8 protein-coding genes are annotated in these 14,120 nt (G+C 37.1%); 4 read left to right on the top strand and 4 right to left on the bottom strand.

Annotated features, from left to right (window positions below; all coding sequences use genetic code 11):
* The first annotated feature begins 403 nt into the window (after positions 1-403).
* The gene (locus tag FJR05_RS15035) at positions 404-4,306 is read left to right on the top strand and encodes a hypothetical protein (RefSeq protein WP_168644841.1); all 3,903 of its coding nucleotides are present in this window, start codon (positions 404-406) and stop codon (positions 4,304-4,306) included.
* Between the two features lie 127 nt (positions 4,307-4,433).
* Here the strand turns inward: FJR05_RS15035 and FJR05_RS15030 are convergent, their stop codons facing one another.
* Positions 4,434-6,326, bottom strand: coding sequence for a GTPase family protein (locus FJR05_RS15030; RefSeq protein WP_168644840.1), 1,893 nt, complete (start codon positions 6,324-6,326; stop codon positions 4,434-4,436).
* A gap of 223 nt (positions 6,327-6,549) precedes the next feature.
* Here FJR05_RS15030 and FJR05_RS15025 point away from each other — a divergent pair, with 223 nt between their 5' ends.
* Both FJR05_RS15025 and FJR05_RS15020 read left to right on the top strand, forming a co-directional pair.
* Entirely contained in the window at positions 6,550-7,875 is a 1,326-nt protein-coding gene (locus FJR05_RS15025) for an ATP/GTP-binding protein (RefSeq protein ID WP_168644839.1), read from the top strand.
* Complete coding sequence (locus FJR05_RS15020) at positions 7,860-8,489, top strand: RloB family protein (RefSeq protein WP_168644838.1); 630 nt, start codon at positions 7,860-7,862, stop codon at positions 8,487-8,489. The genes FJR05_RS15025 and FJR05_RS15020 overlap by 16 nt, the downstream gene beginning before the upstream one ends.
* Positions 8,490-8,705: 216 nt before the next feature.
* On the opposite strand, the gene FJR05_RS15015 is transcribed toward FJR05_RS15020, so the two are convergent.
* The 3 genes from FJR05_RS15015 to FJR05_RS15005 form a co-directional block, all read right to left on the bottom strand.
* Complete coding sequence (locus tag FJR05_RS15015) at positions 8,706-9,587, bottom strand: ABC transporter permease (protein WP_168644837.1); 882 nt, start codon at positions 9,585-9,587, stop codon at positions 8,706-8,708.
* 114 nt (positions 9,588-9,701) lie between these two features.
* The gene (locus tag FJR05_RS15010; RefSeq protein WP_168644836.1) at positions 9,702-10,784 is read right to left on the bottom strand and encodes a spermidine/putrescine ABC transporter substrate-binding protein; all 1,083 of its coding nucleotides are present in this window, start codon (positions 10,782-10,784) and stop codon (positions 9,702-9,704) included.
* The gene (locus tag FJR05_RS15005) at positions 10,785-11,921 is read right to left on the bottom strand and encodes an ABC transporter ATP-binding protein (RefSeq protein WP_168644835.1); all 1,137 of its coding nucleotides are present in this window, start codon (positions 11,919-11,921) and stop codon (positions 10,785-10,787) included.
* 116 nt (positions 11,922-12,037) lie between these two features.
* On the opposite strand from FJR05_RS15005, the gene mrdA reads away from it, so the two are divergent.
* Positions 12,038-13,816 (top strand): penicillin-binding protein 2, encoded by a 1,779-nt coding sequence (mrdA, locus tag FJR05_RS15000; RefSeq protein WP_168644834.1) that lies wholly within the window; start codon positions 12,038-12,040, stop codon positions 13,814-13,816.
* Positions 13,817-14,120: the final 304 nt, after the last annotated feature.

Here is a 14,120-nt window from a genome sequence, read left to right as displayed (position 1 = left end):
TGTCTCAGATCAGACCAACTATGTTATATAAAAAAGTAAAAATAGATTCCTAATATAACCTTTTTTCTGGGATTGCTGTCACTGTTGTGGTAAATACCGATTGACAATATTGACTAATATAGAAGTATTATTTGATTTTCGTGTATCCTCAACGAGAGTGCATGACTAACATCACGCAATCTCGTTAACGGCATTATCCGCTGAAAAACTCGCTAAACCTTAATCGTATCAATACCTTCGCCATTTTATTCCTTTCCTGCGCCCTGTTCTCTATAATTTATTTTGCACAACTACTTAACATAATTAGCCCTAGAAGTGTCAGTGACAAATTTTAATCCTGGAAACTTCTGTAATTGTCAGTCCCTTACAAATCAACGTACATTTTTAACTAAGGTAATTTAACGTGACTTACCATACTGAAGAAATTCACCAACTAATTGCAGATATTGATCACTTACTGTCTCATAGTGCTAAAGGTCTTTCTAAGTTCCTTTCTAACCAAGGACAACAGGAAAAAGAGGTTTTACAAAGAGTACGGAGCTTTTTAGTGCAATTGGAGGAGGATGAAGTATTAAAGAATAATGATGTCCTACCGGAAACTACTCAACCGTCTCCCACTTCAGCATTTTCATCTCTGTTGACACAATTTAACCGACAGAGTAATATCCCATCTATTTTAGAGTCTTCTGAGCATCAACCAGAGACAATTAGTAGTGAAACAGCACAAGCCAAACAAGAGATAACAGTTTTGCTTCAACCTTTACAAGCGGAATTATCTAGGCTATTGGCAGAAAGAGCAGATTTGATTCAGGAAATTAGACAACTAGAGCAAAAGCGACTACAAAACTCTTCATTAAGCCAACAGTTAGCTAACCAAGAGGAGATGATTTCGGATTTTTTAGAAGTCCTTATGGGTCGTCTAGTACCATATTTACAATCAAATTCTGGGTTAATAATTAACTCTAATGTGCAAAATCTAGACGCAATTACTTCTGGTATTCAACCTATTTTAGAATCAGCAGAACGAGTAGAACAGTTAGCAAATTTAGCGCGGAATTTAGATCAACGTTTACTGTCTTTAGATGGAACTGTTAATACTGTTTTTGAAGCCCTAGAACGTAATATTAACGCCTATTATCATTCTTTATCTCAGGCATTAGCCAAAATGCACGATCAGGGGATACAGGGTGAACAATTGATGGCAAATTTCCTCAATAATTTGACTCAATATTTACAACAGCAAGTTTTAATTAATGAGTCTTCTATTTCTCCTGTAAATCCTCAAATAGTATCGGCATCACCATCATTAGCTGAATCTTCGGTTGTTGAAGAATCAAAAACTTCAGAAGATATATCCATAGAAAATCTTGTTGCAACATCACCATTATTAGCTGAATCTTCGGTTATTGAAGAATCAAAAACTTCAGAAGAGATATCTATAGAAAATCCTGAAGCGGAAATATTACCAATTAATCTAGATACAGAGTTATTACATGATCAATCACAATCGGCTAAAGATTTACAGTTAACCAATACTGATGAAGTAGATGAACTTTATGCAAGTTTCTTTAATACTGAAATTTCTTCATCGTTAAATTTCTCATTTTCTCCTGATCTGACATTTAGGAAATATGAAAGTTTAGCCATTGCTTCTGAAGATGTCAGTAATGATTTATCCGCGCTGGAAATTAACAGTTCAACAGTTTCTAGTATTGCTGACAGTGCTGTGTTAGCAGAACCAGAAGACGATAATAAAAACTACGAGCCGCAAACAATAATTTCTCCTCCTCCTACAGAAGTTAAAGTCCCATTTTTACCAGAAGAAAAAGAAGATGAGGAAAAATACGAGCCGCAAACAGTAATTTCTCCTCCTCCTACAGAAGTTAAAGCCCCATTTTTAACAGAAGAAAAAGAAGTAGTAGAGCAAATTCCAAGAGAACCCAATCCTGTTGATACAATCACAGTTTTAACTGATTTGTTGGTGGATACTGGTAATGAAAAAGTACCTTCAGAAGTTATCAATCAATTAGATAATTCAGAAACAGAAACAGAATCAGAAAATCAGCAATTAGTATTGGATAACTTTGTTGCTGCTTCTGCTGAGGAAAATTTGCTGTCTGTATTAGATAATGATGTTTCGGAAATACCAGAAATTATTTTAGATGCCCAGCAGTTGCAACAATTAGATCAAGATTTAGCTAATTTTGATCAACCATTAAATTATGCTGAAGAATCTGTAACTAAGTTAGATTCTACTAGTCAAGTTGATAGTGTAAATATAGTTTCTGATCAGGAAGTAGATTTAAGTTTAACAACTCAGACAGATGTAGATGTTGAACCAGAAGATGTTGCCCAATCTTCACTCACTGAAGAGCAATCTCCCATTACTAATAATCAAACATCAATTCACAATGAAGAAGAGAATGATGCTATCCCTAGTGATACTTTGGATGCAACTTGGTATTTAGGAATTGATATTGGGACGACGGGAATTTCTGCGGCTTTATTAAATCGTTCTCAATTGGTAGTTTATCCAATTTATTGGTCAGCCGAAAGTCAAGTTGATGGTTCTAACTTTCAGCAATCATTCCGTTTACCAGCAGAAGTTTATTTACCTACTAATTCCGGTTCTCATCAGGGTAAAAGTGGAGAATCGGATTTTTCCCCGCATCTTTATTCAGCACAGTTAAAGCCTTATTTGCAAATAGCAGTTCCCTATCAGCAAGAACGACAGAAATGGGAACCGATGTTGCAATTGAATGAGTTTTCCGCAGGGCCGTTAATTTGGGTAGTGCGATCGCTCTCTAAGTTATTATCAACTCTCAGGTCTAGTCAAACCAGTACCACACCGGCTTTAATTGCTAATGCTGTGGGCATCAGTACACCGACTTTTTCGAGAATAATTAAGAATATCGCGGGTGTTATTTGTAGTTGTCCTTCCAGTGGGAATGAACAATATCGTTTTAATGTGCGAGAAGCGATTGTCACCAGTGAACTTGTTTCTCATCCCCAACAAATCTTATTTGTCGAGGAAGCGATCGCCAGTTTGCTGCCAGAATTAGACAGTGCTAATGGTCAATCTATCCAAATTAACGAAAATCAAGGTTTACGCCCTTTAAAAACCAGCGATTATCCCCTATTAGGTAACACTTTAGCCATTAATATTGGCGCAACTCAAGTAGAAATGACCCTAGTAGATATACCAGCCAATCTGGAAAAATTGACACACAAAGACTTCATGCTGCACAACTTCGCCTACTCTGGCAAAGGCATTGAACAGGACATTATTTGTCAATTACTACTACCACCAAAATCCCGCCAACCCCGTCAACCTGGACAATCTCATCATGAACCAGCCAACACAAATCCTTGGCATTGGCAACCCTCAATTCCAGGTTTAGACCAAATGCAATTTTCTAACTTGGGTTTAGAAGCCTTATCATTACCCAAAGTCGGTGAACCAGACACAGAAGCGCGAATTCGTCTCCAACAACGCCTAGAAAGCTCCGTCCTGGGACAAGCTTTATTAGACGCAGCCTTAGCCTTGAAACTGATTTTACAGCACCAAGAAACCTTTACCCTAGAATTTGCCGACCAACGTTGGGTATTGCAGCGCCGAGACCTAGAAAGCCAAGTTTTTGTTCCCTTTGTCCGTCGTCTCAATCGAGAACTTAACAAATTATTAGTAGCGCGTGGTATTCCCACCGAAGCCATCAATCAAGCCGTCCTCAGCGGTGGTGTAGCTTCCGTTGGCACAATTAACCGTTGGTTACGACAAAAACTGCCTAATGCCAAAATTATTCAAGACCTATATTTGGGTGAAAATGGCGCTCCAAATTGTAGTCGCGTCGCATTAGGTTTAACTATGTTACCTTTGCATCCCCAAGTTTTAGACATACCCAAACAACAATACACAGATTATTTCCTGTTTTCTGAACTGTTAAAACTATTACCCAACCGTTCTTTATCCTTTGGTGAAGTCCTCCAGTTATTTGAAAGTCGTGGTATCAATACCCGCATTTGTCAACAGCGATTATTAGCATTCTTAGAAGGTGAACTACCACCGGGTTTAATTCCTGCAACATCAGATCACCTTTGGCTTACCCATCACTCCCAGGAAAATCTCGATTATAAAGCGATTGATGCCATGAAAACAGGCATAAACTCTCCACCATTATTTGAAAAACAAGGCAATCTTTCCTATCGTCCCAATCTTCAACAAGTCCAATTATTACTACGTCATTTAGCTACCATTAAATCAAGTACCGTACAATCCCTAGAAGAACCATATAGTTACCTACTTTAATCACCAAATTCAATGAAAGCATTCAGTTATCAGTGGTCAGCAGTCAGCTAAAACCTTACAAGAAACCGGGAAGTATTTTAGAAAAAATTGACTGCGAAAAGTTGGCTTTGTAAACCTACTTAATTCTTCATGACTGAAGATAATAATTAAATCTAGTTCGCAGTTGTTCAATTGTTAAATCTTGCGTCCAATATTCTATTAAAGCATGACCAAACGCCCAAGCATTACGATCTGGTGTAGATGAGTTTTCTAATAACAATGGCCACAAAGATAATAAATCAAAGTTACGGGATTTGAAATTGTCTGTATTTAATAGGGGAAAAAGTTCGTAAGCCATTTGTAATTTGCCAATTACTATGGGTAATTGTTCAATAGGAATTTGTTCTGCGAGTAAATAAGCTAGAGTGGGAGAACCTGTGGATAATGTGGAAATAAATTGCAAAACGGGACTTTTTAATAGTGTGGCAATTCCTTGGGTAGTTGTCATTTGAAATGTGTAATGCTCAATTATTTTAGCGGCTGCAATTGTGCGGGTTTCTAAATTACGTAAAAAGCGAGTTAGCCGTAATTGTTTAGCTGGATCTATTGCTGCTAATAATCCTGAAGATAAGGCTGCTATATTCCAATCGGTGCGATTAGTTTGAGCATCATTGGTAACAATAGGTAAAACTAAATTAGTGAAAGTTCCTAATTGTTTTTGACGATATTTTGTCGCTTCTCGAATAGAAATTTCTTTGGATTTTTCTCCTTTTTCCCAATCATAAGGAGGTTGCCATTCACGAATGGGACGCAACCGATCTACTTGAGTTACAATGGTGATAATGGGTAAATCTGCAACTTCCAATTTTACATCTTCAAGAAAATCTACATCCATTTGTAAAGCTGGATCTAGGGCTGGAGTAACTAATAATAATAAATCAGCATTACTAGCATAATCAATGACTAAATCTCGCAAATCTTCCCGTTTTACCTGTTCATAACCGGGAGTATCCCAAAGGTTGAGAACTTCCCCATTTTCCGTTTCCCAATGGTAATTTTGAATTGTATCTGTGCTGGGTAAAACGTCAACCGCAGCAAGTTCATTTTGAAAAAGAGTATTAATTAAACTACTTTTACCTGCTCCTGTGCGCCCAATAATGAGGATATTTACGGGTTTTTGGGCAATGATTTCTGGGGGTTCAGCTTGGGCGAGAATGTCCCGCAATGTCTGGGTTTTAACTTGGGGTAGGGTGGGGGTAGGTAATTCAATTTTAGTGCCGGCATAGAGAGCGATCGCTTGTTTGCATAAATTCCGCAAAGCCGCTTCTCGTAACAGTTGACTCAAATTAATTAATAATTCTTGAGAAGCGCGATTTCCCACACCTTCACTAGCTTTTTTTGCCACCGCAGTCAGAGGATTTAATACCCATTGCGCCCAATTCCAAACTTTCCACAATTTACGGGCAGATGGTTCTAATTTGCGATAAACTTCATAGGTTTGATAAGCTTGTCCAACAGTAACTTGATTAAGAACAGGAGATAATTTTTGCATCCATTGATCCATATCGTCTACTGTACCCCGAATTAAACCATAAACTTGGGGAATGTAAATATTTAAAAGCGGATATTTAACTTCAGGATTATAGATACGAGAAATTGCTACTACTAAATCTTGACATCTTCGCCAAAAAGTTTGCCAATCTTCCCAAATAGGTAGATCATTTACTGCTGCGGTGAGAATATTTTGTAATGCTGTTTCTACTGCTTTGGTAGTATCTGTTCCGCTTAATAAATTATTCTCTGTAGCATTTTCTAACTCTTCTCGAACTTCTGCAAAAACAGCTTCAATTCGATTGATTTCCGGTTTAGTCCAGCGTACCAGCAACCACCGCCAACCGACAAATACAAATGTAAATAAAGCCCAAATCCAACTTAATCCCCAAGCATGAATTTGTGTTCCTGCGGAGATAAGAAGGAAAGAGATAATCACCGCAATTGGTGAAACTAAGATTATCCATTGCCAGGGTTTTAAACGGATCATTGTTTTATACCTATTTTTGTTGTCGTGTGGATATTTCTATTGTCAATCTAATACTAATATAATGGGTTGTGGTGTGTAACAGAATGTAATCATCTCTTGGTCATAGTCCGCAGTCAGTGTAAGTTAATATAACAAGTTGTGGTTAAAGTGGAAATTTTATTAGCTTTTACGATAAGATTTACGTGAAGAAATCACAAAAAACTGCTTTGAATACCTTAAAATTATGCTTGTAGACTTCACTGTTGAAAACTACCGTTCCATTAAAGAACCTGTCACTCTCAGTGCTGTTGCTCAAAAACAAAGCGCTCGCAAGACAAGCGCAACCAGCAAACGCAAAGGGATAAAATCAGATCATGAAATTGCACCTGGGTATCATGTTGAAGGTTGGGATATGGAGATTTTACCTGTTTTAGCAATTTTTGGAGCTAACGCATCAGGTAAAAGTAATGTTATTCAAGCTTTAGATTATTTATTGCTGATGATGGATAGTGGTATACAAGAAACAAAAGCACTTGGAGTGCATAAAGCTTTTAACTATGTCAAACTAGATCCTTTTAAATTAGATAGTATTTCCGTTAAGCAACCTACAAAATTTGAATTAAGAACGCTATTTGATAATAATATTTATACCTATTCATTAGAAATTAATCAACATCGCGTTATCTCAGAAAGATTGGATTACGCATTGCATACAACTAAGCGAACTCGTCGCTTATTTCATCGTCAATGGGATGACAATGCAAATAAATTTATTTGGAAAACTGGTGATGATTTTGCTGGACCACATAATCAACTAAAGCAAAGTATTAAAGATAATGACTTATTTATCAGTGCATTAATAAAACTGAAAATTCCTATACTTAAAGAAATATTTAAATGGGTAGAAAATAAATGGATTGGTCTTCATTTAGGAAATGAAATCATTGAAATTGAGGCAATAAAGACAACTATACAGAATATAAATACTGATATTTACAATGTAATCATTGAAAAAGTATTGAAAATAATACAAAAATTCGATACTGGACTTTCCAGCGTTGAGATAAAAAGGAAATCTGAGGAAGAGTTTAAATACAATATATATGCTGTACATCAAACCCATGAAGGTAATGAAATTTCTTGGACTTTAGATGAAGAATCTTTGGGAACACAACGCCTATTTAGCTTGGCGTTTCAGATAGTAACATCTATGAGTCTAGGTCAATTGACAATTATTGATGAATTAGGTACTAATATTCACCCAAATATTGTAAAATGTATTATCAAAATGTTTCAAAGTCCCAAAACAAATCCTCTAAACGCTCAACTTATTTTCACAAGTCATGATAATACATTACAAAGAAATAACTTATTACGACGTGATCAAATATGGTTCACACAAAAACGCCCTGACCATAGTACAGAATTATATCCTTTAACTGATTTCCATGTCCGCAATGATTTAGCAATTGATAAAGCTTATTTAGATGGACGCTTTGGTGCTGTTCCATTTTTACCATCTGATGAAGAAACGATATTACAGGGTGATGAGGAATGTCAAGAAAGTTAGAACGTCGTCAACCTAGCAGGAAAATTACTCAAAAAATATTAATTGCTTGTGAAGGAAGTAAAACAGAACCAATTTATTTCAATAGCATTCGCAATGAATTACGTTCACCAACTTTGGAAATTATTGTATTGCGTAACCAAGGGAAAACTGACCCAGGTAACATTATTGAAATTCTCATTGAAAAACGACAGCAAATGAAAGATGAGAAAAGATGGACTACAAATGATGCTGCTTGGGCTGTTTTTGATGGAGATGAACATATTGAGAAAAGTCGTACAAGTTGGGAAAATGCAATTAATCGAGCTAATAGTCAAAAGATTAATCTAGCAATTACAAATCCCTGTTTTGAACTTTGGTATTTAATTCACTTCCAAGACCATTTATCTCAAATTAACCGTGATAAGTTAGTCAAATTATTAGATAAGCATATACCTGACTATGATAAATCAATGTGTTTATATCCAAAACCATTAAAAGAACTTACTAATCAAGCTATTCAACGAGCTGAGAAAATAGCAAAGCAGATAGAACGTAATGAATTATATGAATATTCAAATCCTTGTTGTAGTGGTTTATCGAAACTAATTATTAGTTTATTAGGTTTAATTTTATAAAATTTGTCACTTCAAAAATTATGTTTCTAACGCTCCCCTTATGGAATAAAATATTAATTCAATTTTCGTAGGTTGGGTTGAACGAAGTGAAACCCAACATTAGCGAGAGGATAGTAGGAGGTGTTGGGTTTCGTCCCAATTGCTCCGCAACGCTAACGCGAACAACCCAACCTACAATAAATATTGTTTTACATAAAGGGAACGGTAGAACCACAATTATTTAGTTTGATCAAATTTAATCACGAAAGAAATGGCAATACTCACCATCAAAATCAATGCCATACTCAATGCTGAACCAAAACCCCAATTTTGACTAGCGCCCAGAAACTGATTATAAACTAACCGCGCAGCGGTCATACTCGAAGCACCACCCAGTAATTCTGGGTCTATAAAGTCTCCTAACCCAGTAATAAAAACTAGCAGCGAACCCGCAGCGATTCCTGGTAAAACTTGAGGTACAGTTACTTTCCAAAAGGTTTGCATGGGATTTGCACCTAAATCAGCAGCAGCTTCTAACAATTGTTTATCTAACTTTTCTAAGGAAGCATATAAAATTAATACCATATATGGTAACAGGCTGTAACTCATACCAATTAATACCGCTGAGTTACTGTTCAAAATATTGATAGCGGGTAAACCAAAACTGGCTAATATACTATTTAATAATCCGGTGGGACGCAAAATTGTAATCCATGCGTAAGAACGCAATAAGGAAGAAGTCCACAAAGGCAAAACAAAGGCTAATAATAACAAATTTTGCCACCGTTTTGGTGCTATCAAAGCAATCCAATAAGCAACGGGAAAGCCTAAAATTAAGGTGATGATAGTAGTTCCAAATGCCAGAAAAAGTGAATTAAATATCACTTTTAAATAAATTGGTTCAAAAATGCGAATATAGTTATCTAAACCACTGGGATTTACTAAATCTCCTGGTCGAATATCTGGGACTAAACTTAATTCAAAAATTATTAATGTTGGTAAAACTAGCAGCATTAACAACCAAATACCAGATGGTGCTAATAATCCCCAGGTTGGCAGCCAATTTTTCCAATCAGGTTGTGATTTATTTATTTTGTTCAGGTTGTTAGAAGATTCCATTTGCAAATTAATGATTATATAGCGGTATGCACTTGAATGAGATATTAATATTTAGTTTACTCCTTCTTTCTTCTTTCTTCTGACTCCTGACTCCTGACTCCTGACTCCTAATTTTTAAGTTAGTAATTGAGTCCAATAACGTTCATAAGTTTCTTCAAATGTTCCTAAAGGTGTCAGACGTTCACACTTAGCTAAAAGTGATTCAGGGGGAAATAAATTAGTGTTTTCTTGAATGGCTTTTGGTAGTTGTTCAAATCCTGCTCGATTAGGAGTAGAAATATATAAACGTTCGGAAATTTTTGCTGCTACTTCTGGTCGTAAAATTAAATTAATCCAGGCATAAGCACCAGCTATATTAGGATTAGATTTGGGAATGACCATAGTATCAGTCCATAATGAGGAACCACTGCGAGGAATTACAAATTTGAGCTTGGGATTTTCCTTACAAATTTTGACTGCATCAGCAGAATAACACATGGCGATCGCTAAATCTCCCGCCAGAATCTTATTTTGCCAAGCGTCTGTATCAAAAGCGGCGATCGCAGGTTTTAATATCTGCAATTTCTGATATGCTTGTTTAACTTCAGTTTCATTTTGAGAATTATAGGAATAACCTAACATTCGCAAGGTTGCACCCATCACCTCTCGCACATCATTGAGTAAGGTAAACCGCTTATTTAGTTTGTCTTGATTTTGCCAAAGATACTCCCAATCTTCTGGTGCATTTGTCAGTTGTTCTGAGTTATATAATAAACCTGTTGTTCCCCAATTAAAAGGAATACTATAACGGTTATTCGGGTCATAAGTAGGATTATTAAATTGGGGAAATAAATTATCCAAGCCAATTAAACGGCTATGATCTATTTCTATTAATAACCCTTTTTCTGCCATCTTTTGTACCATGTAGTCGGAGGGGTAAATGATGCTATAAGTACCACCACCTCCAGCTTGCAACTTAGCCAACATGACATCATTAGATTCATATACATCGGCTATTACTTTCATCCCTGTTTGGGTCGTGAAGGTAGTTAGTAATTCTTTATCTGTATATTGAGTCCAGGTATAAATAAATAGTTTGTCACTTTGATTAGAGCTAACATAGTTTGACCCCACATTAGCTAGTCGCCAACCACAACTACCTAAAGATAAGGTAGAAAATGCCGCCATTTTTTTGAGGAAATTACGTCTGTTAGTCATTTAATTTACATCTTGACTAATAGCTAGACAGTCAAATTTTTCCCACCAAGCATAAATGGGGGTATTCCTATCTGGTAAACTGCCATAAGTATTAGGTTGTAAAACATTGAGGTTAACACCATTAATTAGTTCCACAACATAATTAACATGAGTTCCTAAATACATGACATTAATTAGCCGTCCCTCGAAACAGTTTGTGGGTATATTAGTGGGATAAAGGGAAAGTTGAATTTTTTCAGGACGGACACTAACAACAACATTTTGGGCTATTTCTAGAGGAGTTTGTTCGTGACGACTAACAATCATGGTTAATCCGGTTTTAGTAGAAATTTTCACAGATTCTGCATCTACTTCCACAATTTCACCGCTAAATAGATTAGTATCACCAATAAAGTCAGCCACAAAAGGTGTTTGCGGACGTTCGTAAATTTGACTAGGAGTACCAATTTGTTCTATTTTGCCTTGATTCATCACCGCAATGCGATCGGATAAACATAATGCTTCTTCCTGATCATGTGTCACCATCACAAAAGTTAACCCTAAATCCTTGTGAAGATTGGATAATTCAACTTGCATCTCCTTGCGAAGTTTTAAGTCTAATGCTCCCAAAGGTTCATCGAGGAGGATAACTGCGGGACGATTCACCAAAGCCCTTGCTAAGGCTACCCGCTGTTGTTGACCACCAGAGAGTTGACTAGGAACACGCGATCGCAAACTTTCCATTTTTACTAGCTTCAAAGCATCTGTGACGCGACTAGCAATTTCCGATTTGGATATTTTTTTTAATCGCAATCCAAAAGCAATATTTTCCCACACATTTAAGTGATTAAATAAAGCATAACTTTGAAATACAGTATTCACAGGTCGCCGATAAGGAGGAACATCAGTCATTAACTGGCCTTGAATCAGTAATTTACCAGCATCCACCCTTTCAAATCCAGCAATCAAGCGGAGTGTAGTTGTCTTTCCACAACCAGAGGGACCTAAAATGCTAAAGAACTCTCCCTGTCTAACATCCAAATCCACTCCGTGTACTGCGGGTTCTTGGTTGAAAAACTTGAATACATTACGCAATTCAACATCAAGTGGCTGTAATGGTTTTAAACCTCTTTGATTCTGCATCGCAGTTTGAGCCATAATCTTCAGTAGAATACCCTGATATTTAATCTTGTCAGTTGTCAGTTGTCAGTTGTCAGTTGTTCCCAGTCCCCAGTCCCCAGTCCCCAGTCCCTAGTTCCCAGTCCCCAGTTCTTATGACTATTTTACCATCATTACTTAGTATAACAAAAAATACACGCACAGTTGGACGTGGTGTCCAATCCACATTTGTAATTTTATTCACATTATTAATGTTATCTGGAATCGGCGCTAGATTAATATATTTACAAATTATCGAAGGAAAAAATCACCGCATTCGGGCAGAATCCAACCGCATTCGGATTATTCCCAAACAACCAGAAAGAGGTAATATTTTTGACAGGAATGGTAAATTATTAGCCAGCACTCGTTATCCCCGCTCTGTGTACTTATGGCCAATGGCACATACCAAACTCTCTTGGTCGGTAGTCGGTCCACGTTTAGCAAAAATTCTCGACACTCCCCAAACAGATATTGAGAAAATACTTGAGCAATCTGCTGTCAATCCTTCATCACTAATTCGCATTTCTCGCAATTTAAACGAAGCACAGGTGACAGCACTGAAAGAGTATGAAAATGAACTACCAGGAGTAGAAATAAATACAGAAGCTGTTCGTTATTATCCTCATGGTCAAGAGTTGGCTCACATACTTGGATATACCCGTGAAATCACCGCTGAACAGTTAGAGAAAAAGAAAGTAGAGGGCTACCGATTGGGAGATGTTATGGGTCAAATGGGGGTAGAAAAAGCTTATGAAAAATTGTTAAGAGGTGAATGGGGCGGTCAGCAGGTAGAAGTAGATGGTAGCGGTAGGCCTTTACGAGTATTGGGAAGTAAACAAGCAAAAGCTGGTAATGATTTGCACTTAACTATAGATTTAGATATGCAAATGGCCGCCGAAAAAGCTTTAGGTAAACGCAATGGCGCAATAGTGGCAATTGACCCCAAAAATGGGGCTGTATTAGCAATGGTGTCTCATCCTACTTTTAACCCCAATATATTTTCTAAACAAAAACTTTCTCAAAAAGATTGGGAAACCGTTCAAGGTTCTGGTCATCCTTTAGTTAATCGGGCCATTAGCGCCTTTCCTCCAGCCAGTACATTTAAAATCGTCACGACAACGGCTGCATTAGAATCAGGTAAATTTGCTCCTGATACAGTATTGCAAACCTATGGTTCTTTAACTATTGGTGGAACTAGGTTTGGTGAGTGGAATCATGCTGGTTTTGGACCTTTGGGTTTTGTCGGGGCGATGCAGTGGAGTAGCGATACTTTCTTTTATCAAATTGCTAAGAAAGTTGGTGGACCAACATTAATTGAATGGACTCGTAAATATGGATTTGGTCAAAAAACTGGGTTTGAATTTACTACAGAAGAAGCTAAAGGTTTAGTTCCCGATGATAATTGGAAGCGGAAAGCATGGAAGATACCTTGGAGTGTCGGTGACACAGTAAATATGTCCATTGGCCAAGGGGCTTTACAAGCTACTCCTTTACAAACCGCTGTGATGTTTGCTGTACCTGCCAATGGTGGTTATCGAGTCCAACCACATTTATTGAAGGATAATGAAGAAGCTAGAAGCTGGAGAGAATCATTAAATCTCAAACCCATAACCATTAAAATTTTGCGTGATGGCTTGCGAAAGGTAATTACTGAAGGTACAGGTAAGGTATTAAATGTCCCTTCTCTTCCTCCTATAGCTGGTAAAAGTGGTACAGCAGAAGCTTGGAGGGGAAAAGTTAAAGAAAATCACGCTTGGTTTGGCGCTTATGCACCTGCGGATAAGCCAGAAGTTTTAGTGGTAGCCTTTGCTGAACATTCCGGTGGTGGTGGTGGTAGTGTCGCTGCACCCATGATTTTAGAAATCATGGAAAAACATTTTGCTCGAAAATAGGTAATAGGTAATGGGTAATGGGTAATGGGTAATAATAATTTTCCCCTTACTCTCTATCCCTGCTTTCGATAAAAACAGGACTTACGCAACTGGCACATTGGTAGGGTGCGTCAGACCGCATAAATCCTGTAAATAAACAGATTGTTGATATCTGACGCACCCTACAACAAATTTTTAGTGTGACACTTGCGTAAGTCCTAAAAAAAAAGAAAAAAAGACCCTGAAATTATTTCCAGGGTACTTACACGTTTTTCAGGCATTAATAAGTTTAAGATTACTCAGCCTCAAGAAATATTGCTACTAC

The sequence above is a fragment of the Dolichospermum sp. UHCC 0259 genome (assembly GCF_009711935.1).
Lineage (GTDB): Bacteria > Cyanobacteriota > Cyanobacteriia > Cyanobacteriales > Nostocaceae > Dolichospermum.
The sequence above is the reverse complement of the archived record's forward strand: the minus strand, read 5'-3'. Positions and strand labels throughout refer to the sequence as shown.

Excerpts from the sequence above, each read along its gene's own strand:
- FJR05_RS15010 (WP_168644836.1), bottom strand. The coding sequence starts at position 10,784 with ATGACTAACAGACGTAATTTCCTCAAAAAAATGGCGGCATTTTCTACC.
- FJR05_RS15015 (WP_168644837.1), bottom strand. The coding sequence starts at position 9,587 with ATGGAATCTTCTAACAACCTGAACAAAATAAATAAATCACAACCTGAT.
- FJR05_RS15005 (WP_168644835.1), bottom strand. The coding sequence starts at position 11,921 with ATGGCTCAAACTGCGATGCAGAATCAAAGAGGTTTAAAACCATTACAG.
- FJR05_RS15020 (WP_168644838.1), top strand. The coding sequence starts at position 7,860 with ATGTCAAGAAAGTTAGAACGTCGTCAACCTAGCAGGAAAATTACTCAA.
- FJR05_RS15030 (WP_168644840.1), bottom strand. The coding sequence starts at position 6,326 with ATGATCCGTTTAAAACCCTGGCAATGGATAATCTTAGTTTCACCAATT.
- FJR05_RS15025 (WP_168644839.1), top strand. The coding sequence starts at position 6,550 with ATGCTTGTAGACTTCACTGTTGAAAACTACCGTTCCATTAAAGAACCT.
- mrdA (WP_168644834.1), top strand. The coding sequence starts at position 12,038 with ATGACTATTTTACCATCATTACTTAGTATAACAAAAAATACACGCACA.